General features: G+C 63.4%; 20 protein-coding genes. 10 read left to right on the forward strand and 10 right to left on the reverse strand.

Annotated elements, in window-relative coordinates:
- Positions 1-5 precede the first annotated feature (5 nt).
- Positions 6-398, forward strand: coding sequence for a hypothetical protein (locus tag ACFRJ9_RS03060; RefSeq protein WP_377664285.1), 393 nt, complete (start codon positions 6-8; stop codon positions 396-398).
- Between the two features lies 1 nt (position 399).
- Positions 400-894: a type II toxin-antitoxin system RatA family toxin gene (locus ACFRJ9_RS03065; RefSeq protein WP_377664287.1), complete on the forward strand. Its 495-nt coding sequence runs from the start codon at positions 400-402 to the stop codon at positions 892-894.
- A gap of 9 nt (positions 895-903) precedes the next feature.
- On the opposite strand, the gene ACFRJ9_RS03070 is transcribed toward ACFRJ9_RS03065, so the two are convergent.
- Together ACFRJ9_RS03070 and ACFRJ9_RS03075 are read right to left on the reverse strand one after the other, a co-directional pair.
- Entirely contained in the window at positions 904-1,578 is a 675-nt protein-coding gene (locus tag ACFRJ9_RS03070) for an anti-sigma factor family protein (protein ID WP_377664289.1), read from the reverse strand.
- On the reverse strand, positions 1,575-2,072 hold the full coding sequence (locus ACFRJ9_RS03075) for a sigma-70 family RNA polymerase sigma factor (protein WP_377664291.1): 498 nt from the start codon (positions 2,070-2,072) through the stop codon (positions 1,575-1,577). Before ACFRJ9_RS03075 ends, ACFRJ9_RS03070 begins: the two co-directional genes overlap by 4 nt.
- A 152-nt stretch (positions 2,073-2,224) precedes the next feature.
- Between ACFRJ9_RS03075 and ACFRJ9_RS03080 the strand changes: the two genes are divergently transcribed.
- A complete protein-coding gene (locus ACFRJ9_RS03080; protein WP_377664293.1) occupies positions 2,225-2,749 on the forward strand; it encodes a hypothetical protein in 525 nt (174 codons plus the stop codon).
- Positions 2,750-2,850: 101 nt separating this feature from the next.
- Here the strand turns inward: ACFRJ9_RS03080 and ACFRJ9_RS03085 are convergent, their stop codons facing one another.
- Complete coding sequence (locus ACFRJ9_RS03085; RefSeq protein WP_377664296.1) at positions 2,851-3,798, reverse strand: hypothetical protein; 948 nt, start codon at positions 3,796-3,798, stop codon at positions 2,851-2,853.
- Positions 3,799-3,981: 183 nt separating this feature from the next.
- Between ACFRJ9_RS03085 and ACFRJ9_RS03090 the strand changes: the two genes are divergently transcribed.
- The gene (locus ACFRJ9_RS03090) at positions 3,982-4,188 is read left to right on the forward strand and encodes a hypothetical protein (protein ID WP_377664299.1); all 207 of its coding nucleotides are present in this window, start codon (positions 3,982-3,984) and stop codon (positions 4,186-4,188) included.
- 101 nt (positions 4,189-4,289) lie between these two features.
- Here the strand turns inward: ACFRJ9_RS03090 and ACFRJ9_RS03095 are convergent, their stop codons facing one another.
- Positions 4,290-5,138 carry a hypothetical protein gene (locus ACFRJ9_RS03095; RefSeq protein WP_377664302.1) on the reverse strand — a complete coding sequence of 283 codons (849 nt, stop codon included), beginning with the start codon at positions 5,136-5,138 and terminating at the stop codon, positions 4,290-4,292.
- 165 nt (positions 5,139-5,303) lie between these two features.
- Between ACFRJ9_RS03095 and ACFRJ9_RS03100 the strand changes: the two genes are divergently transcribed.
- Positions 5,304-8,753 (forward strand): SNF2-related protein, encoded by a 3,450-nt coding sequence (locus ACFRJ9_RS03100; protein WP_377664304.1) that lies wholly within the window; start codon positions 5,304-5,306, stop codon positions 8,751-8,753.
- Positions 8,754-8,775: 22 nt separating this feature from the next.
- On the opposite strand, the gene ACFRJ9_RS03105 is transcribed toward ACFRJ9_RS03100, so the two are convergent.
- Both ACFRJ9_RS03105 and ACFRJ9_RS03110 read right to left on the reverse strand, forming a co-directional pair.
- A complete protein-coding gene (locus ACFRJ9_RS03105; RefSeq protein ID WP_377664306.1) occupies positions 8,776-9,948 on the reverse strand; it encodes an MFS transporter in 1,173 nt (390 codons plus the stop codon).
- Positions 9,945-10,628: a GntR family transcriptional regulator gene (locus ACFRJ9_RS03110; RefSeq protein ID WP_377664308.1), complete on the reverse strand. Its 684-nt coding sequence runs from the start codon at positions 10,626-10,628 to the stop codon at positions 9,945-9,947. The genes ACFRJ9_RS03105 and ACFRJ9_RS03110 overlap by 4 nt, the downstream gene beginning before the upstream one ends.
- 251 nt (positions 10,629-10,879) lie before the next feature.
- On the opposite strand from ACFRJ9_RS03110, the gene ACFRJ9_RS03115 reads away from it, so the two are divergent.
- Complete coding sequence (locus tag ACFRJ9_RS03115; protein WP_377664310.1) at positions 10,880-14,368, forward strand: discoidin domain-containing protein; 3,489 nt, start codon at positions 10,880-10,882, stop codon at positions 14,366-14,368.
- A gap of 113 nt (positions 14,369-14,481) precedes the next feature.
- Here the strand turns inward: ACFRJ9_RS03115 and ACFRJ9_RS03120 are convergent, their stop codons facing one another.
- From ACFRJ9_RS03120 to ACFRJ9_RS03135, 4 genes are all read right to left on the reverse strand, one after another.
- The gene (locus ACFRJ9_RS03120; RefSeq protein ID WP_377664312.1) at positions 14,482-15,282 is read right to left on the reverse strand and encodes a GNAT family N-acetyltransferase; all 801 of its coding nucleotides are present in this window, start codon (positions 15,280-15,282) and stop codon (positions 14,482-14,484) included.
- A 303-nt stretch (positions 15,283-15,585) separates the two neighbouring features.
- Complete coding sequence (locus tag ACFRJ9_RS03125) at positions 15,586-17,526, reverse strand: DUF2264 domain-containing protein (RefSeq protein ID WP_377664314.1); 1,941 nt, start codon at positions 17,524-17,526, stop codon at positions 15,586-15,588.
- On the reverse strand, positions 17,526-18,677 hold the full coding sequence (locus ACFRJ9_RS03130) for a LacI family DNA-binding transcriptional regulator (RefSeq protein ID WP_377664317.1): 1,152 nt from the start codon (positions 18,675-18,677) through the stop codon (positions 17,526-17,528). Before ACFRJ9_RS03130 ends, ACFRJ9_RS03125 begins: the two co-directional genes overlap by 1 nt.
- Positions 18,674-20,659 carry a heparinase gene (locus ACFRJ9_RS03135; protein ID WP_377664319.1) on the reverse strand — a complete coding sequence of 662 codons (1,986 nt, stop codon included), beginning with the start codon at positions 20,657-20,659 and terminating at the stop codon, positions 18,674-18,676. The genes ACFRJ9_RS03130 and ACFRJ9_RS03135 overlap by 4 nt, the downstream gene beginning before the upstream one ends.
- A gap of 163 nt (positions 20,660-20,822) precedes the next feature.
- Between ACFRJ9_RS03135 and ACFRJ9_RS03140 the strand changes: the two genes are divergently transcribed.
- The 4 genes from ACFRJ9_RS03140 to ACFRJ9_RS03155 all read left to right on the forward strand — a co-directional run bounded on the left by ACFRJ9_RS03140 (position 20,823) and on the right by ACFRJ9_RS03155 (position 25,164).
- Positions 20,823-21,836 carry a hydroxyacid dehydrogenase gene (locus tag ACFRJ9_RS03140; RefSeq protein ID WP_377664321.1) on the forward strand — a complete coding sequence of 338 codons (1,014 nt, stop codon included), beginning with the start codon at positions 20,823-20,825 and terminating at the stop codon, positions 21,834-21,836.
- A 65-nt stretch (positions 21,837-21,901) separates the two neighbouring features.
- The gene (locus tag ACFRJ9_RS03145; RefSeq protein ID WP_377664323.1) at positions 21,902-23,182 is read left to right on the forward strand and encodes an ABC transporter substrate-binding protein; all 1,281 of its coding nucleotides are present in this window, start codon (positions 21,902-21,904) and stop codon (positions 23,180-23,182) included.
- Between the two features lie 114 nt (positions 23,183-23,296).
- A complete protein-coding gene (locus ACFRJ9_RS03150; protein ID WP_377664325.1) occupies positions 23,297-24,223 on the forward strand; it encodes a carbohydrate ABC transporter permease in 927 nt (308 codons plus the stop codon).
- Positions 24,223-25,164, forward strand: coding sequence for a carbohydrate ABC transporter permease (locus ACFRJ9_RS03155; protein WP_377664327.1), 942 nt, complete (start codon positions 24,223-24,225; stop codon positions 25,162-25,164). Before ACFRJ9_RS03150 ends, ACFRJ9_RS03155 begins: the two co-directional genes overlap by 1 nt.
- Positions 25,165-25,166: the final 2 nt, after the last annotated feature.

Consider the following 25,166-nt stretch of genomic DNA (forward strand, 5'->3'; position numbering starts at 1 on the left):
GAAACATGAGCTACCAGCCACCGATCCACTACTACCAGCAACCTCAACGGTCCGGTACGCGTGGATTGGGAGCGGGCATCACCAGCATCGTCTCCGCTGTCCTCTCTCCGGTCGCCGCGATTGTCAGCATCCCCTTGGGCATTGCTGCTGTCGCCTCACAGATCAGCCGCTACAACCAAGGAAACGACGCCTGGTGGGTGGGTGCACTGGCGTTCGCCGGACTCGCGGTCCTCCTGGCCGTGGTGGCTGTGGTCAGTGGACTATTCGCCGTGTTCCGGGCCGGGCGCATGAATGCCGGACGTATCACGGGCATCATCGGGCTGGCCATCATGGCCGTCAATGTTTTCGGCGTGGCGTTCATGGTGGTCCTGGTGCTCGGTTCCGGGCAGGGGGTCTGACGTGCCGCAGGTCCGCGCGGAGCGCCTCATCCAGTTGGATCCCGACACCGCGTTCGCGCTCTCCCAGACCACGGGCGAGTTCAGGCTCAAATGGGACCCGTTCATTTCCGCACAGGGCTTCCTGGACGGCGCCCAAGCCGCCGGGAAAGGGGTTCGCACCCGAACGGTCTCGCGCATGGGACTGAAGATGGTCAGCGAATATGTCTCCTACACGCCTCCCCGCAATGTGGGCATGACCATGGTTGCCGGGCCGTGGTTCTTCGAGAACTTTGGCGGCGGGTGGCGCTTCACCCCTGACGACGGCGGTACGCGGGCGGTCTGGAAGTACACCTTTTCGTGCCGTCCGGCGTTGCTGAAACCGCTGGCCGAGAGAATCGGCAGCTGGCTTCTGGGCCGTGAGATCGAACGACGGATCGAGGCATTCGCCCGGGCCTGCGAGGATCCCGCACTGCTGGCAGAGCTGCGGGCACAAGGCACTGGCATCACTGAGCGCTGAAGGGTGGAGCTACGGCACCGAGATCGACGCCACCGTCTTCTCGGCTTCGTCGCGGAGCTCGACGCCGGAGATTCCAGCCAACTGCACCGGCGTCGCACCGGTGATCTTGATCCGGCCGCTCGGCGTAGCCGTCCACCCGCAAGTACGTTCCTCAGCACCATCGCGGCCCTTGACCCACAGGTAGAGCGTGCCTTCGAGAGGCATGCTGCGGCCCTCCACCTCTAGTTCGGTACCCCAGGTCTTCTTCACCAGACCCACCGTCAGCTGCAAGCCGCTGTCCGACTGCACAGAGTAGCTCGCGTCCGGCTTCGGCGGCTGGTTCAGCAACGGGCCGCCAAAGAACCCTGCTGCCAGGCACGCCGCCGCCACCGCACCAACAAAAGCTGCCCACCGGCGTCGTGATTTCCTCCTACGGGCCGACAAGTCCACCAAGACCTTTTCCGGGAGCAGTTCAGGGATCGGTTCCAACGGTGAGAGCGCGTTGGCACCGCCCGCCACGGTGAGGGCAACAGCGTCAGCCGCCGGAACGGCGTCAAGCAATGCCGGCAGGCTCTCCAGCCCTTCGAGTTCGTGGCGGCATTCGGCGCACGAGGAAAGGTGGTCCCTGAAGGCGCTCTCCTCTTGGGGATCGAGCCCGCCCAGAAGGTAGGCGCCCAGCAAGTGGTGGACGGAGTTCTCGTTCATCGTTCCACCCCCATTTCGTCAAGGATTGTTCGGAGGGCTTTCACAGCATAGAAAGCCCGGGATTTTACGGTTCCCGCAGGAATGTTCAGTTGCAGTGCTGCCTCGCTGACGGTGAACCGTTGGTAGTGCAGGGCGACGAGGACCTGGCGGTGTTCGTGGCTAAGCCTCAATAACGCCTCCTCCATCAGGACACGGTTCAAAAGTTCGTCAACCCGTTCGGTGGCCGCGTGATCCGGAAGCTCGTGCTCACCGCTTTCCTTCGGCCGGCGCTGGGCTTTCCGGTAGTTGTCGATAATGACGTTGCGGGCTGTACGGAAGAGGTAGCTGCGGAGGCTTCCCGTGATCTGCGGGGCGTGCTGCCACACCTTCAGGATGGTCTCCTGCACAACGTCGTCGGCCTGATGGGCATCTGGCGTGCAACTGAGTACGAACCGTTTCAGGGCCGTGCCGTGGTCCCGGTAGATCGCTGCCACCACGTCTTCATCCAACGGCATAGCCACCTCCCTGCACTGTTTTTCCGTTGCCCGTCGCCATTACGACGCTGCCCGCCGGAAAAAGGTTCAGCGCCCGTGAACCATTCTTACTCCGTTGGCGTCATACGGGTTAGCGCCGGCCCCTCCCGGCTGGCTCGTCAAAGGAGCTAGAGATGAAAAAGCAACTCAACCTCGGTTTCGGTGCACTGGTTCTGGCCGCCGCCCTCGCGGGATGTGGCGGGAGCCCTGGAACCAGCACTACCTCGTCTGCGGCGCCAAGCAGGGCTACTTCCTCCGCCGCACCTTCCTCCGCGTCGCCAAGCTCGGCTTCCAGTCCTGCGGCTGCCGGAGCTGAAATGAAAGTTGCCTCATCAAGCGCCGGGCAGATCGTGGTGGACAGCAAGGGCATGAGCCTCTACTTCTTCACCAAGGACGTCAAGGACTCCGGAACCAGCGCCTGCACTGACGCTTGCCTGGCCGCCTGGCCCGTTTTGACCACGACGTCGGACAGCCCGTCAGTGGAGGGCGTCACCGGAACGGTGGGAACCATCGCGACGCCGGACGGCAAGAAGCAGGTCACACTCAACGGCATGCCGCTCTACTTCTACGCCAAGGACAAGGCCCCCGGCGATGTCGCTGGCCAGGGCGTTGGCGGCGTCTGGTACCTGGTGAGCCCGGCCGGGGAGATGGTTAAGTAACCCCGCTCGTCCGTTCCGCCGAGTTCGCGGGAAGCCTGCCGCATCGCCGAAAGGTTGCGTGCGAGCACGCAGGGTTCCCGCGAACTCGCGATCCGGCGCCATCACCTGAGCGCGCGAAGGATGCGCTCCTTGAAGATGCGCTCCTGAAACAGGTCCTTCCACTCGACCCTGATAAACCGCCAGCCCTCCTCAACGAGCGCCTTTTCTCTCCGGCGTTCTTGAAAGATGACCTCGTCCGTAGGGCTGAAATCGAAGTATTTTGTTCGCCCGTCGAACTCCAGAGCGAGTTTCTCCTCTTCCCACGCGAAATCCATGCGATGGCGCCCCAACCGGGACTGCACCTCGAATTGTGGCCTTGGGGGCTTAATGCGCAGTCTCTGCATCAATTCACGAGTCAGCGTCTCGCCGGCTGACTCGGAGCTGGGATCAGTGTTCTCCAAGGCTTTGCGCGACGTGCGGATCCCCCGCTTTCCGGCGGAGGCTGCCGCCAAGTCAGCAATGGTGCTGATGTCGGCGCCGACCCGCAAACCATGGTCCATGACCACCAGCGCTTTCGGATAACTAAGCATCCTGGCGCAGTCAAATACAGTGCGCTCAAGCGTGGTCACCCGCAGCCCCCGAACCACCACCACATCGTCCTCAGTAAAACTTTCCGTGTGTCCCCGGACGTCCTTACCCCAACGGTCAGAGGAAGGCCTCACCGAGTGGAGGAAATGTACCTTGTCATCAACACCCCACACGAACAGACCATGGATCCGTGCGGCCGACAAATGGCTATAGACGAAACCACCCGTTGACGTTGTCAGCGTCCCATGAGCGTGCGCCACAATCCGTTCCATGGCCTGCCGTCTCGGGCCCATGCCGTTCCACTTGCTGGCCCTGATGTAGCAGCCATATCTCAAGCGATGCAGTTCACCGGATTCCACTAGCGCCCTGATGCCTCGACTGTTGAGCCCGAACCGGAGCAACTCGTCAGTTCTCCACATATACCCGCGCAAAGGTAGTGCTGGGGCCGCTGTGCTGTTCTTGTGCGTTGACGGTGTGTTCATCGGTTCAGCTTGGCCACCATGAACCGAGTGCCGGAACGGGCATTTCCGGCTATGTGGATAGTGCAGCGCCGAGAACCCGGGAATGTTGCGAATTCGCCGGATTCTTGCCTACGCCGCCGCAGCTTTGGGGCGAATTCGAAGGTCCGTGCCGCTAGACTGCAGGCTACTCAGTGGGGAGAGGACATGGCAGAACAGAAGAACACCGTCCAGCGCCCGAGCAAGGCGGCCATCATCACGCAGGAAATTGCCTGGCTCTTGGGACTCCTGGCAATGATTCTCCATTCCGCCGGGCGTGGCCCTGACTGGATTTGGATCGGATTGTTGACTCTGTGGCAGGCCCTGATCGTCTGGCAGCTGGTCAAGCATCGGAGAGCCAACGTGCCGTCCTAGCGCCCAAATCGCCGGAAGCTGCCGAGATCGCCGGAGCTATCCGGCGATCTGGCAACGTTCCGGCGATCTCGGCGAGGAGACGCGGGGAGAGGAGAGGAGGCTTAGGCGTCGGCGAATTCCTCGGACTCTTCGAACTCCACGGCCGCGATGATTTCCTTGGTCTCCGGGTGGATCATGAAGGCTTCGTCGTCGTCCTCCACCATGATGTAGTCGCCGTGGTCGGTGGAGAAGTGCCAGGCGAGGGTCTTCACGCCGTCGCGCTCGTAGTTGGGATCGCCCATGGTGATCTTCTCCAGGGCGTACCCGGCCACATCGCACAGTTCCCGGATGATGACCTCGAACTCTGGGGCGTTGGCCAGCGCTTCTTCTTCGGCTTCTGCCTGGCGCTCGGCGAGGTCCGGGATCAGGGCGACGCGCTCGGCGATGTGCGCTTCGATGTCCTCATCCGAGAGAACCAGCAGCTCGGACTGATCGCGAAGGTATGTGGCGTTGAGGTCGATGATGTCTTCTTCTTCCAGCAGGGCTTCGAACTCACCGTCCAACTCGTCCAAGAGAACAACGGCGGCGAGGGGAGTTTCGGACTCGTCCAGTTCGCCGTCGAGGTAGGCCTCGGCTTCGTCCTCGCTCAACGCATCAAAGGCAGCGGCCGTGCGGTTGAAGAGGTCCAGGTGCCGTTCGGCGCCCATGCCTTCGAGGCCTGCGCGAACATAAGCGTCAACTTCTTCACGCTCCGGTGCAGTGAAGACGTACTGGGCGAAACCGCCAGCCAACGCCTGGGTCAGGTAGAAGTCGACAAAGTAACTATTGAGCGCAGCAGATGCGATTTCGTCGCTGTTGAGGAGCTCCTGGTACATCTCGTTCACCACGTTGACGTTGGAATCCACAACATCCGCATTGCCGGCTTCGAAGCTGGTCTTGTTCAGGACGACGGGGTACTCGTTGATAGTCATGGGGAATCCTCACTGCTGAAAGCTGATGGTGCTCCGGACACCTTCAACGTACGCGCGGAAGCGGCGCAGCAATCGAGGATGAGGTTAACGGAGGGCGAAGTTTGGGAGCCGTTTTCTGCTGACTAAGATTGAGCAGATAACCTCCTGCCGAAAGTAGCCCGACGCATGCCGTCCCACACAGACGAAACCTGGGAACTGGCCATTCAGACTCCTGCCATTAACGACCGCTCCTTGGCGGCCGGATTGGCCTATGCCATGGGCAGCCGCGTGAGCGGGATTTCTTTCGATTCAGCCACCGGACTCCTCATGGGCAAGGTCCGCGGCACCGGTCCGCAGCCGTATTCAACATCGGCAAAACTGGTCCGCAAGTCCAGTGGCTGGAGCTGCACCGTGGGCATCTGCAGCTGCCCGGTCCGCAAGGACTGCAAGCACGTCGCCGCGCTGCTCTTCACCGCCGAAGACCACCCGACCATCCGTGCCCAGCTGTTGTCGCAGGCGCCAGGAATCCAGACCTCGCGTCTTGGTTCCAGCGAGCAAGGCGGCTCTGCACGACCCGCTTGGGAACAAGCCCTCAACAGGCTGATCGCCAAGCCCGGCACGGCACCCAGCACGGCCGGAATCCTCCTGGCCCTCCAGTTCGAGGTGGAAGAACCCGCCGCGCACTTCTCCTACACAGGCCGCCGCGACCCCATGCGCAGCGTCCGCCAACTCAAAGCCCGCCCCGTCATGATGGGCGCCAAGGGCAAATGGATCCGCGGCGACGTCTCGTGGAACAACCTCAGCTATGTGAGCTTCCGGCGCGAATTCAGCGAGGTCCACGTCGAATGGCTCCAAACGTTCCTTGCCGCGCACGGTTCCAGCAACGGCCGCCAGCAACCGTCCGGAGCCATGTGGCTCAGCCTGAACGATTTCGCGGCCAAGAACCTCTGGACCCTCCTTTCCGACGCCACCAAAGCCGGCATCCCGCTCATCCACTCCGCTGGTAGCGAGCCCGTGCTGGTAGAGACCCAATCCGCCGTCGTCGGACTTAGTCTGGCGCGTTTGGACGCGAACGGAACCGAAAGCACAACGCCCGACGGCGGCCTGCAGCTTGCGCCGTCAGTCACCGTGGGCGGGGAGCCGGTTGATGCCGGAACTGTGGGCTTCCTGGGCAAGCCGGCCAACGGGATCTTCTTCACGCATTCCGGGGAAACACTGCCGGGCGTGCCGCAGCAGAAGAACCTGATTACCCTGGCACCGATCGAGGGCGGTGTCAGCGATGAACTCCTGGAGTTCGTCATGGACGGCCAAACACTGCAGATTCCGGCCGAGGACGAGAGCCGCTTCCTGACGTCGTTCTACCCGAAACTGCGGCAATCGACGCCGGTGCAGGCCGCGGATAAGTCCGTTGAGCTGCCCACGTTGGCTGTTCCCACGTTGTCCCTGCTGGCCAATTACGGCAACGACCACAAGGTCCGCCTGCACTGGGAATGGCACTACAAATCCGGCACCTTGGTCACCGCGCAACCGCTCTGGCGGCACCCGGACGACCGCGGCTACCGCGACGATCCCGAGGAAGCCCGCATCCTGGAATCGCTCGGACGGCCGTGGGATGTGGTCCCGGCTCTGGCGGAGTCGGCCACGGGTGGTTGGGGCGCTCCGAGGCTCTCGGCTTCGGCCGAGCTTGGCGGCCTGGACACGCTGGCCTTCACTGAGGAAGTCCTGCCAGCGCTCAAGGACCTTCCCGACGTCGTGGTGGAAACCTCCGGCGACATCGCCGATTACCGGGAGGCCGCCGAGGCACCCGTGGTGTCCATCTCCACGAAGGAAACGGCCAGCGGCGACTGGTTTGACCTGGGCATCGTGATCACGCTTGAGGGCGAACCCGTCTCCTTCGCCGCTGTGTTCTCCGCCCTCGCTGCCGGGATGAGCCGCATGCTGCTGCCCAGCGGTGCGTACTTCTCGCTGGACCTGCCGGAGCTGCACCAGCTCCGCGCCCTGATCGACGAAGCGCGCTCCCTGCAGGACAACCCGGACAACAAGGACGGCACCCTGCAGATCAGCCGTTTCCAGGCCGGGCTCTGGGACGAGTTGGCGCAGCTCGGGATCGTGGACGAACAGGCCGCCGCGTGGCGTGAGGCAGTTGGCGGGCTGCTCGACGACGGCGTGACCGGGCTGCCGCTTCCGGCCGGCCTTAACGCTGAGTTGCGTCCGTATCAGCTGGAGGGTTTCAACTGGCTGAGCTTCCTGTACAAGCACAGCCTGGGAGGCGTGCTTGCTGACGACATGGGTCTGGGCAAGACCGTGCAGGCCATTGCGCTGATCTGCGCGGCGAAGGACCTGGCAGCCTCCACTGCAGCCGCCGCCCAGGGTGACTCTGCCGACGTGGCACCGCGTGCTCCGTTCCTGGTGGTTGCGCCCACCAGCGTGGTGAGCAACTGGGCTGCCGAAGCGCAACGCTTCGCTCCCGGGCTCGTGGTGCGGACCGTCGGTGAAACTTTTGCCAAGAGCGGTATGGCGCCCAATGAAGCGTTGGAGGGCGCCGACGTCGTGATTACCTCCTACGCGCTGTTCCGCATTGACTACGACGCCTACGCATCGTTCCAGTGGGCCGGGCTGATGCTGGACGAGGCGCAGTTCGTGAAGAACCACCAGTCCAAGGCCTACCAGTGTGCGCGCAAGCTGCCGGCACGATTCAAGCTGGCCATCACAGGCACCCCACTGGAGAACAACCTCATGGAGTTCTGGGCGTTGACGTCCATCGTGGCGCCCGGCCTGTTCCCCAGCCCCAAACGGTTCGCGGAGAACTACCAAAAGCCGGTGGAAAAGAACGGTGACTCGGCGCAGCTGGGCAAGCTCCGGCGTCGTGTCCGTCCGCTCATGATGCGCCGCACCAAAGAGCAGGTCATCAAGGACTTGCCGCCCAAGCAGGAGCAAATCCTGGAAGTGGTGCTGAATCCTCGGCACCAGAAGGTCTACCAGACGCACCTGCAGCGTGAGCGGCAGAAGATCCTGGGCCTGATCGACGACGTCAACAAGAACCGCTTCACGATCTTCCAGTCGTTGACGTTGCTGCGGCAGCTGAGTTTGGATGCGTCCCTGGTGGACTCTTCGCTGTCCGGTGTTCGGTCATCCAAGCTCGATGTGCTGTTCGAGCAGTTGGAGGACCTGGTCTCCGAGGGCCACCGCGCACTGATCTTCAGCCAGTTCACCGGGTTCCTGGGCAAGGTGCGTGAGCGTTTGGATGCCGAGGGCGTGGAATACTGCTACCTCGATGGCAGCACCCGCAACCGTGGCGACGTAGTGAGCGAGTTCAAGAACGGCGCCGCTCCGGTGTTCCTGATCTCGCTCAAGGCCGGTGGTTTCGGGCTCAACCTGACCGAGGCCGACTACGTGTTCCTGCTGGATCCGTGGTGGAATCCGGCATCCGAGGCCCAAGCCGTGGACCGCACGCACCGCATTGGGCAGGCCCGGAATGTGATGGTTTACCGGCTGGTGGCCAAGGACACCATCGAGGAGAAAGTCATGGCGCTCAAGGCCAAGAAGTCACAGCTGTTCGCGGATGTGATGGAAGGCGACGCGTTGGCCGGTGGCTCGTTGACGGCGGATGACCTGGCGGCGCTGTTCGCGGAGTAGGCGCCCAAGCCAACCGAACGGCTCAGTCGTCCAGCCGCACACCACGCAGCAACAGCATGGTTCCGCCCACAGCTACCGCGGATGCCAGGAACACACCCGCCGCACCGAGGCCCACGGCCACAACACCAATGGCGCTGGGCAGGACCACTTGGCCCACCCTGTTTCCGGCGAGCCTCAAGGCCAGTGCACGTCCGCGTTGGCCTTCGGGCGCTTGGGCCGAGAGCCAGGACATGGTGAGCGGTTGGCCAATTCCCAGCCCAAGGCCCAGGAATGCCATGACGACGAAGAGCAGCCACACGGGCATCGGAATGGCGGCCACTGCCAGCGCGGCGGTGGAGATCGCGAGGCTCAGGACCAGCAGCCTCATCCGACCCAGCCTGCGGGAAACGCTGCCAAGCCCCAGCCTGGACACCATGGAGAAAACGGCTCGGACGGTCAGCAGGAGGCCGACCGTTGCCGCGGTCAGGCCGCGTTCGGCGCCGAGTGCAGGCAGGTAGACAACTGTCAGGTCCACCACGGCGAGGACCGTAGCGCTTGTGGCCAATGCCCGGATGACGCCGGGTGTTCTCAGCAAAGACAAGGCTCCGCCTTGAGGGCTGGCGCTGGCCTTGCTTCTCCGGCTGCTCACCCGGCCCGAAACCACGAACGTGGTCAGGAACAGCACCAGGCTCATGCCCGTGGAGAGCAGGAAAATCGCCTGCGTGTCCGGCCGGATGGAAGCACCGCCCACCAAGGAGATCGCCAACGGTCCAAGGGCCTGGCCCAACGATGCGGCGAACGTCAAATACCCGAAGGCAGAGTCCATGCGTGACGCGGCAGCATTGTTCGCCACCACCGCCTGCTGCCCCACTACGCAGGCGAGCTGCCCCGCACCAAGAAGGGCGGTGCCTGTCACCAGCGCGGGGACCGACGTCCCCCAGAACAGTAGAAACGCAGAACAACCCAGCACGACGGCGGACCCGATCGCCATGAGCCGACGCTCACCGAGGCGGTCCACCAGTCCGCCGATCGGCAGGGCTAGCAGCAGCGGAAAGACGGCGTAGCTCGCGGCCAGCAGGCCAAGGGCGAAGGCTGGCACGTCCAGCTCCAAGGCACGGTAGGTCGCGGCTGGCCGGACCAGGAACGTCACAGCCTGGATCAGCGCCGAATGAACCAGGAGTGCGGTGGACGAGCGCCGTCCAAGTTCGCCGATCATTCGACCACGAGGCCGGTATCCGAGATGACTCTCAACGTCTCATCGCGGGCGCCGATGACGTGGTCAAAAGCGATCTTGGCCGCCTTTTCCGGATCCTTGGAAGCGATGGCCTCGACGAGCAGCCGGTGATTGGCGAGCGCCTCGTCGCGGCGTTCGGGAGCGTTGTTGGTGAAGTATCGGTAGCGTTGAACCTGGCTGGCGATCTGTTCGTGAAAGCGCAGGGCCCAGGAGTTTCCGGCGATCCTGGCGATGGCGGCGTGCAGGGCAACCCCGTATTTCATGGCTTCGTCGGCGAACTCCACCATGGCCGCATTGCGGGCTACGAGCCCTTGGAGTTCTTCGAGGTCAGCCGGGGACGCATTGGCGCACGCTTCCCGGGCCATCAGGGACTCCAAGGCAGCGCGGACGTCGTACAGCTCTGAAATCACCGTCTCATCCAGCGCCGGTACCAGCACTCCTCCGGTGGGTTGCTGCTCCAGCAAACTCTCCGAAATCAAGCGACGGATGGCCTCGCGGAGCGGCGTGCGGCTGACTTGCAGCACGGTAGCCATGGCGGGTTCGTAGATGCGCTCACCCGGCTTGAGTTCCAGGCTGAGGATCTGGCGCTTCAGCTCGCCATAGACGAGGTGCGCTCCTGTAGTGCGTGGTTGTGAACCGTTGCGTGGTTGTGAACCTGCCATGATGACCGCCCGCCGATTATAAAGTGTACTTGTATACATCTATACCCCGGCCCTTGTTGGCTGAGCAAAGTTGTTACAGCTCTGACCACTTCCGACTGACCACGAGCGAGCCTGTTCGACTGCCTTGTGACGCCCCCACCCACCTCATAGTCTCGGCTTGCCGGCCTTCCCGAAAGCCGTGCCAAGCACCCAATGACACCCCGACGATGAGGTCCACCATGGCGTTTACCGCGCGAAGAATCCGAAGGCCAGTGGCCGTGCTGGCAGCAGCCGTCACTGCGGCAGCCAGCCTTGCACTCCTGCCCGCTACATCACCGCAAGCCCACGCAGACAACACAACCGCCGTCACCATCACCCCCAACCCGGCCAGCCGCGGCGAAGCGTTCGAAGGCTGGGGAACCAGCCTGGTCTGGTTCGCGAATGCGACGGCGGGATACTCACCCGAACTGCGTGAGGAGCTGTACCAGAAGGTCTTCGGCGAGCACGGACTCAACCTCAATATCGCCCGCTACAACGTGGGCGGCGGCAACGCATCGGACGTAGCCGACTACCTCAACGACGGCAGCGCTGTGGAGGGATGGTGGAAACCGGTCGCTGAAGCGCAGGCCGGCCAACCGGCGTCGAACCTTTACAACGCGGACGGAACTGTCGACAAAACCCAGGCAAACAAGCTCGCGTTCCTGAACGCCTGGAACCCGGACGACCCCGCCTCCTACAACCCCGACGCCGACCAGAACCAGCGTTGGTGGGTTGAACGCCTCGCCGCCGACCAGCAGGTCACCCACTGGGAAGCCTTCAGCAACTCCCCGCCCTGGTTCATGACCAAAAGCGGCTATGTCTCCGGCCAGGTCAACACGAACAAGGGCGAAAACCTGCTGCCCGAAGCGGAAGCCAAGTTCGCCGCCTACATGAGGCACGCCGTCGAACTTCTCGAAAGCGGCAGCGGGATCACGGTGGACACCATCGATCCGTTCAACGAGCCGAACTCCGGCTACTGGGGAACGGACATCAACGCCGCCACCGGCAAACCGCCCACCACGTACACGCAGAAACAGGAGGGCGCGCTGATCTACCCGGCGGCCCAGGACCGCGTGACCAAGCTGCTTGCTGCGGAGCTCGCCAAGGGCAGCACAGACGCCGTCATCTCCGCGATGGACGAGACAGACCCCACCAAGTTCATGACCAACTGGAACGGCTACAGCCAGGAAGCCAAGGACGCCGTTGCGCAGCTCAACGTCCACACCTACGGCACCAACGATCGCCGCAGGGTTCGCGACCTGGCCAGCTCCACCGATAAGCCGCTGTGGATGAGCGAAGTGGGTGGATTCTGGCCGGGCAACCCTGCACTCGGCGACTCCACCAGCGGCTGGGACCGTTCAAACATCACCAACGGCCTGGGCATCGCGAGCCGCATGGTCAACGATCTCCGCGAACTCGACCCCAACGCCTGGGTGTTCTGGCAGCCTGTGGAGGACACGTACAAGCAGGAGAAGGGCGACAAAGGGTGGGGCTCCATCTACGTCGACTTCGACTGCAATTACGAGGGCCGCGAGGACTTCTCCAATCGTCGGCTCAACGACGGCGCCACCCCGGACCAGGCCAAGTGCAAGGTCCTGACCAACCAGAAGTACAACACCACCCGGAACTTCACGCACTACATCCGTCCGGGCGACTTCCTCATCCAGAACAACGACGCCAAGACCGCCAGCGCCCTCCACGCCGACGGCAACGGCGCCACACTGGTCCACTTCAATGACACCCCGACGCCGGAAAAGGTCACCATTGATCTCAGCCGCTTTGGCGCAATCGCACCCGGCGCCAAGGTCACTCCCGTGGTTACCACCAAGTCGCCGTTGGACGACATCGAGAAGAATGCCCTCGTTACCGGCGTGCCGGTCGCCGTCGATACCGCGGCCCAGTCCGCGACGCTTGAGGTTCCTGCAGCGTCAGTGGTGACGTTCGTCGTCGACGGCGTCAGCGGAGTTTCGGAGGACGCCGCACCAGTGCGGGATGGCCACAGCTACCACCTGGCGGGTGAGGCCAGCGGCAAGTACCTGACCGGGCGTGCGAACGGAACGGCATCGATTGAAGAACCGGGCACGGATGCGGCCGGCGTGGCTGCGCAGATGTGGACGTTCAATGCGGTGAGTACGGACGGCGAGTTTGCGAACGATCGCCGATGGGTTCTTACGAACAAGGATGGCCGAGTGCTCTCTGGCAGTGGCGGTGTGCTGAACGGAAGCCAGTCGGGCTCCGTCTCGCTCGCCTCGCTGACCCTGGAACAGGCCAAGGCCGCTCCTTCCGCACAGTGGATAGTCACCACGGAGAACGGCAAACAATGGTCACTGGTGAATGCCGGTGCTGCTATCGCCCTGCAGGTTTCGGGCAACCAGACGGCGGCGGGAACGCCCGTGGCCCTGGCCTCCTCTACCGGAACCACGGCCACGGCCACCAGCAGCCCCCATCAAGCGTGGGCGTTCACGGACATCGCGGACTTGAAGCTGCTCGGCGTCTCATCCGTGCAGCTCAGCACCCCCACCGGCGTGTCACCTGTCCTCCCCAGCACTGTGACTCCGCTCTACGAAGCGGGTCCAGGCAAGCCGCTCGCCGTGACGTGGGACGCTGTTGCCCCGTCCGTGTGGCAGAAGGCGGGTACAGTGACCGTTCGCGGCTCCGGCATTGACCCATACGGGCAGGCCTTCAGCGATGCTCTGGCCACAGTGACCGTTGGCCAGTACGCGGCCACGGACCCCGCGTCGTTGACTGTTGGTGTCGGTTCTACTCTGGCTGCGGTCCAGGCCGCTGCGCCTGCCACCGTCCCCGGCCAGATCGGCGACGGACCTGCCCGCAACCCGCTTCCTGTGGCGTGGGACTGGACCTCGTTCGATGCCTCGAAGCTGCAGTCTCTCGGTTCGGTGACGGTGCCGGGCAAGGCCGGCTCCATCGACGCGAAACTGACAGTCCTTGTAGTGGACCGAGTTCCGAGCAGCAACATCTGCAAGGACGACCCCACCACCACCGCAACCGCGAGCTACACCGAGGGCTCGTACATCGCAAGCAACACCTGCGACGCCAACGCCTCCACCCGCTGGTCCAATTGGGTAAGCGGCGGCCGTAACAGCGACAACCTGAGCTACTCCTTCAGCCGCGATTACACAGTGTCTTCGGTGAGCGTGACGTCAGCGGAGAAAGCTGCGCAGAGCCTCAAGGTCCAGTACTTGGATGCCGACGGCGCGTGGAAGGACACCTCGGCGGGCACCATCACGGGACTCTCGACGACGGCGCCGGTCACCGTCAGTTTCGATCCGGTCAGCACTCGTGGGATCAGGGTTTCGTTCGTGACAACGGGCTCGTACACGAAGGTCGCCGAGGTGGCCGTTTCCGGGTCACGTTTGGCTGACGCCGGGCTCGCCGACCTCGGCAGGCTACTCGTGAACCAAGCATCGGTGGTCGGTTTCGTTCCCGGAACCACTGACTACCGGGCGCTGACGCAGTCGGCGACTCCCGCCGTCGTCGGCTACCCGCTGGACACGAACGCCAACGTGACCGTCCAGCAGGCAACGGCAGAAAACCCGACGGCGGTAGTCACCGTGACCGCGCCGAACGGCACCACGAAGGAGTATCGCGTGACGGTGTCTACGGGCAAGGAAGCGTGCAAGAACGATGGATGGAAGACGAGTCCATCGCCCGTGTTCAAGAACCAAGGGCAGTGCGTGAGTTACTTCGCGGCGGGGAAGTAGGGAGTTCAGTCACAGCGGAACCGCGCGTGGGCAGCCACGGAAGTCCTGGATGAGGTGGACCGGCTGAACGAGCGTTTGGCCGGTCCAGGCATCTAGGACAGTCTGCCGATTCCTCAGCTCCGCACCCAGCGGTACGGCGTGGTCGTCGAAACCTTGATCAATCCTGAGCGCTCAAGAATAGGGCGCGAGAATTCGGTCGAGTCGCTTTGAATGAGGGTCTTGCCCTTTGCCAGCGCCGACTCGGCACGACGAGCCGTCAGTGCCCGGTAGATTCCACGGCCACGCCATTCGTCACGTGTGGCGCCACCCCAGATGCCGGCGAAGTCCGTACCAGGAACGGGTTCCAAACGACCCGCGCTGATGATGAGTCCGTCTGCTTCCGCAACCCATAACTCCATGCCGTCATCCAACGAAAGCCGGCGCAGCAGGGCATCAGCCATCTCGTCGGAGACTGGTTCGCCGAATACCTCGTCCTGCATTGCGCTCATGGCCCGCACGTCCGGCTCATCAACAACCCGACGCAACCTCACGCCGTCGGGAAGAGGCACGTCCACGCTCAACGCTTCGGCGTCACCGATCATGATCGACTCCGGCGGATCCGGGGTAAAGCCGTTGTCCAACAGTGCCTGGTGGAGGCCGGGAGCGTGGTCGTGTCCGCGGGTCTTCCATTCGACGCGTGTGATCCCGGCGTCGGCCTGAAAGTAGTCGATCGCCTCCGTCACGAGGCGGCGGACCGTTTCCGCGTCCGCACCGCCGAGGTCCTTGTACGTGACAAAGCCGCGCCCGTGAAGGAACGTCACCAACCGGAGAGGGCCATGCTCAGTGACTTTCAGTGCACTGGGAGTCTCGGCATCGGTGCGAAGTTGCTCGTCGTAGGCGGTGAGGAGGCGTGATCGCATGTCAGATTCGGTCATTCGGAGAGCTTACTGCAGAGAATTTCTTATCGTTCCCTGCTCAAGCGCCGCGGGTGATTTCCTCAGGAGATGGCAGCACATCGCGTTCCGCGTCGGGGAGGGTCTCGTAAGTGTAGGAAGAGACTGCGATGGGATGAGCAGAGCCGTCCAGCGCGTAGCGAACTGTTGGTTCGTGCGTAGAAGTTGAGCTGCCCCAGGGTACAAATTGGTACGTGAGAACCCCTTCATATGCGGGAACTCCGCCCTGAGGTCACGAGCCAGCCTTTCCAGCACTTTTGAGCTGGGCTTCCTGAACGAGGCCCTTCAAAGTAGCAAGCGCCTCGCGGTAGTCGTCTGGGAGAAAGCTTGGCCGCATGTACTGTGGAGAACCCTGCTCCTCATGGTTTCCAGGCTTACCGATACACCGTCCGGGAACACGAAGCGGTCGTCCTCGTACCGAACGCCGGCATCTACAGCACCTCCCTCACCGGCGAGAATCACGACGGCGGCGTAGTCGCCGTCGTGCGCGGTTCCCGAGGTGCCGACCCACGGAATGGTGAGTTCCGAACCCATGGGGTGCGCGCCGGAGCGGACGAACGACCCGGTCGCGTCCAAAGCCAATCCGAACCCCGGAACGGCCTGGACGGCGCTGACAACGGAAGCGGCCGCATCTACCGGCCAGCCACCGATTCGGAGAGAAGCGCCCGAGCCAGCAGAACGCACGCGGACCAGCCGAAGCTCAACAGCCCCGCGGGTCACAGAAACCACCGTGACCGTGGGCCCGGGCGTTGCGGCCCCGGCGACTCCGCTGCCGTGATCGGGACCGGCGTCGGGATCGGGTTGAATCCAGTGGGCCGTGAATCGTGAGGCCCCCACTTGAACGCCGGCCTCAGAGAACGACCCCAGGTATTCGAACCCCGTCCGATGCGTCAGCTGGCCGGAGGAATCAACAAACACCACCGCGTTGTCCCGAGACTCCGGCGACAGATCGGGGAACGTGTGCGTCGAGTACCCCAGCCGCGCGTACAACGGTGAGTCCGCCGCCAAAGCCCCAACCACTGCGTGGTCCGTCCCGTGGTTCCGGATCCGGACAACCCCGTCCGCGACCGTCCCATCCACCTGCCATCCCGGTGCCTCGATGAGCCGCCGGGTATCGGCAACTTCAACGGGCAGGGGCTCCTCAACGGCAGTCCACACCGGGTGATCCGCAGGCAGAGCGAGCCCAAGCATCCCCTTCGCCGCCCAATACGGAGATCCCGCGCCGGAGTAGGCCTGCTTCATGCCCGTGAACTCGCCATGCCAGCCAATGGATAGGAGACCATCCGGGGTGATTGAGCCGTGGCGGACAAAGTAATCGAGCATCCCGGAGGCGGCCCGGCGGCTGACCCCGGGTGCCAACCGCGTGTGCCCGGACAACTCCCCCACCCAGAACGGTGCGGCCGCCGCGAAACGGTAGATCAAGCTACGACCCTGAATGAGCGGAGCACCATTCGCGCCGACAAGGAAGGAAGCGTCGTCCAGGAAGTCAGCCAGCCGATCGCCGTCGAGCGCCTTGCGGGCAGTAACCCTGGGATCAGAAGGCGCCATCAGCGCCCATAGCTGCGGGTAGACCTGGAAGGCCCAGCCCACGTAGTGGTCGTACGCGCGTTCGGGACCGTCGGCGAACCAACCGCCGCCCCGGTACAGCGAGTCGTGGATGGCGAGCCCGGCGTCGATATCCTCATCGGAGGACCGGCCGCCAACTGAGGCCAGGAATGTCTCCACCACAATCTGGAACCACACCCAGTTGATGGGCGGATATTCCTCGCCGATCACGGTTTCGAACCACGCGATGAGCTGCTCTTGGACGCGTTCGGGCAGCTTGTCCCACAGGACTTCGCGGGTCAGCGCCAAGCCAACAGCCAACGACGCCGCCTCCACCTTCGCCTGCCCCAGCTCACCTGGCGTCGGCCACCGGTCCGGGTTGGCGGGGTTGGTTCCAGCATCCAGGCCGGCGGCATACCATTCGGCGATCCACCCGGTATTCGAGGGGTCCCCGGCGATCCGGAACGAGGCAAGCAGGAACGTCCGGGCGAAAGCCTCCAGCGAATCGCTCCTTGGGCCATAGTTGCTGTTGGCGCCGGGCAGGTGGATGTTGGCGTGATCCTCGCTTCCGAACCGGTGTGCGGAGCGCAGCAGGTAGTCGGCATATGCGGTCCAGTGCCCGCGCGTCAGGCCGGTGAAAGGTGAAAGGGAGTAGTCCAGGGGCGGCAAAACGAGGGGCATCAGAGCGAATCCTCCAGCAGGGTATCGGTGCGCAACCGGGGCGCGCCAACGGATGATTCGCGCACGATCAGCTCCGGGTTCAGGTCAATGCGGTGCACGGGGCGCATCCTTCCTTCGGCCAGGCGGGCGGCCATGAGCTGCACAGCCACTTTGCCGACGTAGCTTTTGGGTGGGCGCACGGCTGAGATCGCGGGCTCGGCAAGGTAGGCGACTTCGTCGTCGTAGCCCACGATCGCCATGCTTCCGGGAACATCCACGCCGCGGTCCACGCAATGCTGCACGAATGCCACGGCCTGCGTGTCGGAGTGGACCAGCATGGCCGTGGTTCCCGAAGTCCTGCACAGTTCCAGGACGTGGTCGAAATGCTTGGCACGGTCCCCGTTGTCCAGCTTGGCAGAGTCCTCGTGGATGGATTTGTCCAGCGGGATCTTGAGGGCAGCCAGCGCCTGCTTCCAGCCGCGGACCACGTGTGGGCTGGTGGGACTGCTGGAATCGGTCAGGCAACCGATCTTCCGATGCCCTTCCTGCCAGAGATGACGCACGGCCATGCCGGCACCGAAGGCGTGATCGGTGGCCACCCATTCCAGGCGGTGCGCCGGAATCTCGGACAACGATCGCCGTTCTGCCAGGACCACGGGAATGGGCAGGGCGTTGAGCCACCGGAGCAGATCCTTGCCGTACTCGCCGCCCATGTCCGGAGCCACAATCAGCCCGTCAATGTTCTGCGTATCCAGCAAAGCCTGGACTTGGCGTCGGTTGTCTGCAGCGTCGTAATCGGATCCACGGACCAGGATGCGCAGGTTCTGCACCTCCGCTTCACCCCTCGCACCACTAATGACCTGCGGCCAGTAGTAGTCGAGCGACGGCACCACCATGCCGATGGAGTAGCTGTGCGCCGACGGCCTCCCCACGGCAACCGACCGGTCCAGCGGGCTGGGCAGCGTAGCCCCGCCGTGCACGCGGGACACCAGGCCTTCGTCGGCGAGCGTGTTCACGTCGCGCCGGATGGTCAGTTCGCTGACGCCCAGTTTCGCGGCGATGTCACGGACGGTGATAGCACCATGCGCACGGAGCTCTTCCATGAGCCGCTCGCGTCGCTGAAGCGAAAAGAGCGACTTACCGCCCGCTTCCGGGGTCTGATCGGAACTCAAGATGTTGCCTCCACGGTGAGGGTGAATGCGCCGGAAGCGCGGTTTTCTTGCGGCATGCGGAAACGGATCCGCGTGAGCTTTTCTCCCCAGATGTCGCTGAGGAGCGGATCGTCCAGGTCCCATTCGTCCACAAGCACGACGGCGGTTGCCGGCTTCCAGCGCAGGTGCAGTCCGACGGGGCTGCTGGCGGTCGGAATTCCGACAGGGGTGATGGTCGCCGTCGCGTCCTGTCCCAAGTGGACGGTGCCGGCCGCAAGGTAGGTGATGTCGACGTCGTGCGTTCCGCCAGGTGGGGGCGACGGCAGGTTCCAGCGGTCATCAATCACCACGGCTCCGAGTTCCCTGTTCAGCAAGGACGTGCGGATCCATTGCTCAGCGTGGCCCAGTCCGTAGGCAGCGCCAAGTCCGAGCGCGAGGGTGGGCTCGTGGGGAGTGGGCTCCTGGAGAACAGTTGCCGCAAATGAGGAACCGGTCCCCTGCTCCAAGCCGAAGGGCGCCGGTACGCTGTGCCACGCACTTTGCATGGCCCGGATCCCGTAGCGATCAGGTCCGAACGTTTGCGCGGTGTAGGTGGGCTGGCCGGCGTCGACCAGTAACGGAACACCGTCCACGGCAACCACAACCGATCCGACATCGCGGTGGTTATGGTGTTCGCCGTTGTGCCCGCCCTTGGCAGCGAGCGTGAGCCCGTCCGTGGAACCAGGGTTCTGGCGAGCCACCATGATCTGCACCGACGGCAGGTACGTCCCCCAAGTAGGTGACGGCACATGTCCCAATGGACGCTCACTGCGACGTTTGCTGTCACCTCGTTGGGTACGGGAAGCGGGGTGGGTGAGGGACGTGAGGACGCGGCCCAGCCCGGAGCGGGGATCGGGATCGGGCTCGGCGGCGGCGAAGGACTCGGCGTGTTCGGCGGCATGCGAGTCACCGAGGCGCAAGGCCCACGCGTGCAGCATGCCCCACGGGAGCCCTTCGTGCGCGCGGGCCGGGCCATCGGCAACGTTGAGGAACCAGCGGTCGCCCAGGTGCATGCGATGCGGGAAGGCAACCAGCCCGCGGATCACGGGCAGGTCCGGGTTCAGTTCACCGCCGCTTGCTTCCTCCAACAGGGCAAGTCCTTCCAGCGCGCGGCCGGCCCCGTTCCACCAGTAGGCAAAGCCTTCGTCGATTGCGCCGTCGGCCGGGATGGAAGCGAGGAAGCGGTCCAGTCCTTCGACGCAGCGGGCGATGCTCTGCGCCTGAAGCTCGGCATCTTCCACCAGCAACAACGCGGCCACGATGATGTTGGAGTGGATCCACGGGTTCCAGTTGTGGACGTCCCCGTTGAGGCCCAGCCAGTGCCAGTCGAGCCGGTCCAGGAATGGGCGGATCACGCGTTCGTTTGCTTCCAAACGAAGCCGCTTCCGCAGGCCGGGCGCCCTTTCGTCCAGAGCATCTCCCAGAACCAGGTCCAACCACGCCAGCTGCGCCACAACCTCCCCGGCTCCCAGGTCCAGATAGGGGCGGGTGCGGTCCGGAACTACGTCGCCGTCGAGGGTGAACACGTCGTCGTGCGCGGCCCAACTCCACGAACTCTGCTCGCAGAGGAGGTACGCGCCGTCGATCACCTCATCGAGCCACGCGTCGCCCGAACCAAGTCCAGCCAAGGCGGCCATCACGACGGCGCGTGTCAGCCGCTGCTGCCGGCTCGCAACGAGTCCCTCGTACGCCGTGCGATTGCCGTCGCGGAAGTAGCGGGCGTAGTGGGAGACGAGCGGTTGGGGCCACGCGGTTCCCTTCTCCGCCTCCGCTTGGGCGCGCAGCCCTGAAAGGGGGCGGGCAGCAACGTGCTGCCAACCGGCGTCGGACGCTGGACGGACGGCGAGGCGGTCACGCGAGCCGCGGAGCGAATCCACCAGGGAGGACGCATCGGCCCGATTGCCCCAAGCGCTCCGTAACGGGTAAAGCAGTGGCGCTTCAACGGCGGCGGTGCCGGTTGCCATAGGAATTCTTCTCTCGTTTGTTCGAGTTTGAATGTTTCAGATCAAGCTCGATTGAGTTGAATGAACTGTCTTGTTTATGAGTATGTACTGATTATTAGATGTGATGCAACACATAAATCACGGTCGAACAGGCCAAAGAAAATCCGAAGGGAGGATCCCCTCAATGTCGCTCAAGCCCCAGGCACTGCTGGTCATGAATAGCGGAACCTTTGCTGACCAGTTCGATTCCACGCGACTGGAGCGGCTGGCAGGACTGGTCGATCTTGGTGACCAGCCCTGGACGGATTCCTTGGACGCCGCCGAATTCGCGGGCCGCCTTGAAGGGGTGGAAATCCTCCTCACCAGCTGGGGAGTCCCACAGCTCAACGCCGAGCGCTTGGAACGGATGCCCAAGCTTCGGGCAGTTTTCCACTGCGCAGGAACAGTCCGCAGCTTCGTCACCGAAGAACTCTGGGATCGCGGCATCACGGTCACCAACGGCGCCGACGCCAACGCCATCCCGGTAGCCGAGTTCACGTTCGCGTCGATCGTCCTGGCGGGCAAGAAGGCACACGTCCTGGCCAATGATGCCCGGACATTCCGCGCGGACTGGAGTTACATCGGCGATCGCGGAGAGCTGGGCAACATCGGACGCGTTGTGGGCGTCATCGGCTTCTCCCGGATCGGACGCCGGGTGGTCCAACTGGTCCAGCAACTCCAGGACGTCACGTGCCTGGTCAGCGATCCCCACGCCGACCCCCTCGAAGTCGCGGCCGCAGGCGGGACGTTGGTCACGCTCCAAGAACTCCTGCCGGTCTCGGACGTAGTCACCATCCACGCACCCGCCCTGCCGGAAACCCGCAACATGATCAGCACAGCTGAGCTCAGCGCCATGAAGGACCACGCGACACTCATCAACACGGCACGCGGTTCACTGGTTGATACAGCGGCCTTGGAGAAAGAATGCGCCACCGGACGAATCACAGCCCTGCTGGACGTCACGGAGCCTGAGCCGCTGCCCGCTGGATCCCCCCTCTACGACCTCCCCAACGTGATCCTCACCCCGCACATCGCAGGTTCACTCGGGACCGAAACCCGCCGGATGTCCGATGCCGCACTGGACGACCTTGAACGGTACCTCGCCGGCAAGGACCTCCTGGCCCAGGTAGTCCACTCGGATCTGGGCCTGAGCGCCTAGACCCGGCGACAAAACACAAGCCGCACCTGCGGCAAACTTGAAACCCAGTACTAAAGGAGAACGCAATGAAGCGCACAACCCTCGCCGCAATCGCCCTTGCGGTGACTGCCGGGCTTGGACTCACAGGCTGTGCAGGCGCAGCCGGTCCCGCCGAACAACCGGCGGCCAACGGCAAAACCAAGCTGACCGTCTCGGTCTGGAACTACGAGGGCACCCCGGAGTTCAAGGCCCTCTTTGACGGCTACGAGGCCGCCAACCCCAACGTGGACATTGAGCCCGTGGACATCCTGGCTGATGACTACCCCCAGAAAGTCACCACCATGCTTGCCGGCGGCGACACCACCGACGTCCTCACCATGAAGAACGTGATCGACTACTCCCGCTACGCCAACAACGGCCAGCTGCAGGAGATCAACAGCGTGGTGGACAAGGTGGGCAAGGACAACCTGGCCGGCATTGATGCCTTCAATATGGACGGCAAGTACTTTGCTGCCCCGTACCGCCAGGACTTCTGGCTCCTGTACTACAACAAGGACCTGTTCAAGGCCGCCGGCATCGAAGATCCCAAGGACCTGACCTGGGAGAAGTACACCGAGATCGCCAAGAAGCTCACCTCCGAAGCCGATGGCAAGAAGGTCTACGGCACCTACCACCACATCTGGCGTTCGGTGGTCCAGGCCATCTCCGCGGCCCAAAACGACAAGGACCAGAACAGCGGCGACTACGGGTTCTTCGAGGACCAGTACAACACCGCCCTGGACCTGCAGAAGTCCGGCGCCACCTTGGACTTCGGCACGGCCAAGAGCCAGAAGACCAGCTACCGCACCATGTTCGAGTCCGGCCAGGCAGCCATGATGCCCATGGGCACCTGGTACATCGCCGGGCTGCTTCAGGCCAAGAAGGACGGCAAGACCAACGTCAACTGGGGCTTGGCCCCGATGCCGCAGAAGAACGACGACGGCAAGGTCACCACGTTCGGTTCACCCACGGCCTTCGCCGTGAACAAGAACGCCGCGCACTCGGATGAAGCCAAGAAGTTCATCGAATGGGCAGCCGGCGAAGAAGGTGCCAAGGCCATCTCCAAGATCGGTGTTGTGCCTGCCCTGCAGAACGAGTCCGTGACGGCTGAGTACTTCAAGCTCGACGGCCTGCCCACCGACGAGCTCTCCAAGAAGGCCTTCACTCCGGATCAGACCGCACTGGAAATGCCAGTCAGCGACAAGTCCGCCGCAACGGACAAGATCCTCAACCAGGAGCACGACCTCATCATGGTCGGCGAGCGCTCCGTCACCGATGGCATCGCCGAGATGGGCAAGCGCGTCAAGAGCGAAGTCCTGGGCAAGTAAGGCCAGACAAGCAACTGGTTCCGGTGCTGCCTCCCAAGGGCGCAGCACCGGAACCGGACCTGAACTCTCCTGATCCTGAAATGGAGGAACGCTTCCGCCCCGGGAGCGGTCATCATGACTACTGAAACAATCACCCAGGCGCCTGCCCCCGTGCACAGCCGTGGCAACAGGAAGCAGGCCAGGCGAAATACGCTGATCGGCTGGACGTTCATCCTTCCGAACTTCATTGGCTTCCTGGCCTTCACCCTCATTCCGGTCGTGGCGGCCTTCGCGCTTTCCTTCATGGAATGGACCTCGTTCAGCGCCCCCAAGTGGGTTGGCCTGGCCAACTTCCAGCGCATGTTCGCGTCCGACTCCTTCTGGATCGCCCTCCGCAACACCGTTGTCTACGCACTGGGACACGTCCCGCTCACCATGGCCCTCGCCCTCATCCTGGCGATGCTCCTGAACCGCAAGCTCAAGGGAATCGGCTTCTTCCGGGTGGCCATCTTCTTCCCGTACATCACGTCCTTGGTGGCTGTGGCCGTGGTTTGGAACATGCTGTTCAGCCCGGACAGCGGTCCCATCAACCAGTTCCTGAACGCCGTTGGCATCGCCGATCCGCCAGGCTGGACCTCAAGCTCCGACTGGGCGCTTCCGGCCGTCATCATCACCAGCGTGTGGCGCGACATGGGCTACTACATGGTCCTGTACTTGGCCGGTCTGCAGGCCATCCCCACCGAGCTTTATGAAGCCGCCGAAGTTGACGGCGCCAGCGCTTGGCAGCGCTTCTGGAACGTCACCATCCCGTCCCTGCGACCCACCACGTTCTTTGTGGTGGTGATGCTGACGGTTTCCAGCTTCAAGGTGTTCGACCTGATCGTAGTCATGACCAACGGTGGCCCCGGACGCTCCACCACTGTTCTGTCCCAACTGATCTACCAGGAGGGCATCGGCGAAGGTAAGTTCGGCTACTCCTCGGCCATTTCGCTGGTCCTGTTCATCATCGTGCTGACGGTCACCGTCCTGCAGTTCAAGATCCAACAGCGGAGGGAACGCTGATGACCAACATGGCCGAAGACCTCAAAGCCACTCAGTTGAAGGACACTGCACCGTTCCCGAACGGCGCGTCCAGTGCGGAAGACCGGCGTCGTAATGAGCGCAAGCGCTCGCCACGCGAGCAGAAGAAGCGGACCGCGAACCTCATTATCTACGGCGTGCTGGTGGTCCTGGTGGTGGCACTGATGGTGCCGTTCATCTGGATGCTTTCCTCCTCGTTGAAGGAGAACAACCAGGTCCTTACCGTTCCCATCCAGTGGATCCCCAGCGAGTTCGTGTGGAGCAACTACACGGACATCTGGACACGGATTCCCATGATGGGCTACCTGCAGAACTCGCTGTATCTTGCCGTGATCATCACCTGCCTCCAGGTCCTCACCGGTTCGCTGGCGGCCTACGGTTTCTCCAAGGTCCGCTTCCCCGGCCGCGACGTGCTGTTCCTGGCTTACATCGGCACCATCGCCGTTCCGTGGCAGGCCTACATGGTTCCGCAGTACATCATGATGCAGCAGCTCGGACTGACCAACAGCTTCAACGCCTTGATCCTGTTGCAGGCGTTCGGTGCGTTCGGCGTGTTCCTGATGCGCCAGTACTACATGACCATCCCGGACGAGCTCTGCGAAGCTGCCCGCATTGACGGTCTCAGCGAGTACGGAATCTGGGCGCGAGTGATCCTGCCGCTGTCCAAGCCTGCCCTCGCCAGCCTGGCGCTGCTCACCTTCGTGAACACGTGGAACGACTACATGGGTCCGTTCATCTACCTCACGTCCAACCGCCTCTGGACTGTCCAGCTGGGCCTGCGATCTTTCGTTGGCCAGTTCGATGCCGAGTACGCCATGATCATGACCGGCTCGGTGATCTCCGTGATCCCGATCCTCATCATCTTCCTGATCGGCCAGCGCTACTTCATCCAGGGCATCGCGACGAGCGGAATGAAGGGATGAGT

Origin of the sequence: Paenarthrobacter sp. NPDC056912, from assembly GCF_042786555.1 — a bacterium.
Classification (GTDB): domain Bacteria; phylum Actinomycetota; class Actinomycetes; order Actinomycetales; family Micrococcaceae; genus Arthrobacter.

Excerpts from the sequence above, each read along its gene's own strand:
- ACFRJ9_RS03080 (WP_377664293.1), top strand. The coding sequence starts at position 2,225 with ATGAAAAAGCAACTCAACCTCGGTTTCGGTGCACTGGTTCTGGCCGCC.
- ACFRJ9_RS03070 (WP_377664289.1), bottom strand. The coding sequence starts at position 1,578 with ATGAACGAGAACTCCGTCCACCACTTGCTGGGCGCCTACCTTCTGGGC.
- ACFRJ9_RS03095 (WP_377664302.1), bottom strand. The coding sequence starts at position 5,138 with ATGACTATCAACGAGTACCCCGTCGTCCTGAACAAGACCAGCTTCGAA.
- ACFRJ9_RS03075 (WP_377664291.1), bottom strand. The coding sequence starts at position 2,072 with ATGCCGTTGGATGAAGACGTGGTGGCAGCGATCTACCGGGACCACGGC.
- ACFRJ9_RS03120 (WP_377664312.1), bottom strand. The coding sequence starts at position 15,282 with ATGACCGAATCTGACATGCGATCACGCCTCCTCACCGCCTACGACGAG.
- ACFRJ9_RS03125 (WP_377664314.1), bottom strand. The coding sequence starts at position 17,526 with ATGCCCCTCGTTTTGCCGCCCCTGGACTACTCCCTTTCACCTTTCACC.
- ACFRJ9_RS03105 (WP_377664306.1), bottom strand. The coding sequence starts at position 9,948 with ATGATCGGCGAACTTGGACGGCGCTCGTCCACCGCACTCCTGGTTCAT.
- ACFRJ9_RS03060 (WP_377664285.1), top strand. The coding sequence starts at position 6 with ATGAGCTACCAGCCACCGATCCACTACTACCAGCAACCTCAACGGTCC.
- ACFRJ9_RS03135 (WP_377664319.1), bottom strand. The coding sequence starts at position 20,659 with ATGGCAACCGGCACCGCCGCCGTTGAAGCGCCACTGCTTTACCCGTTA.
- ACFRJ9_RS03140 (WP_377664321.1), top strand. The coding sequence starts at position 20,823 with ATGTCGCTCAAGCCCCAGGCACTGCTGGTCATGAATAGCGGAACCTTT.
- ACFRJ9_RS03155 (WP_377664327.1), top strand. The coding sequence starts at position 24,223 with ATGACCAACATGGCCGAAGACCTCAAAGCCACTCAGTTGAAGGACACT.
- ACFRJ9_RS03150 (WP_377664325.1), top strand. The coding sequence starts at position 23,297 with ATGACTACTGAAACAATCACCCAGGCGCCTGCCCCCGTGCACAGCCGT.
- ACFRJ9_RS03090 (WP_377664299.1), top strand. The coding sequence starts at position 3,982 with ATGGCAGAACAGAAGAACACCGTCCAGCGCCCGAGCAAGGCGGCCATC.
- ACFRJ9_RS03085 (WP_377664296.1), bottom strand. The coding sequence starts at position 3,798 with ATGAACACACCGTCAACGCACAAGAACAGCACAGCGGCCCCAGCACTA.
- ACFRJ9_RS03145 (WP_377664323.1), top strand. The coding sequence starts at position 21,902 with ATGAAGCGCACAACCCTCGCCGCAATCGCCCTTGCGGTGACTGCCGGG.
- ACFRJ9_RS03100 (WP_377664304.1), top strand. The coding sequence starts at position 5,304 with ATGCCGTCCCACACAGACGAAACCTGGGAACTGGCCATTCAGACTCCT.
- ACFRJ9_RS03110 (WP_377664308.1), bottom strand. The coding sequence starts at position 10,628 with ATGGCAGGTTCACAACCACGCAACGGTTCACAACCACGCACTACAGGA.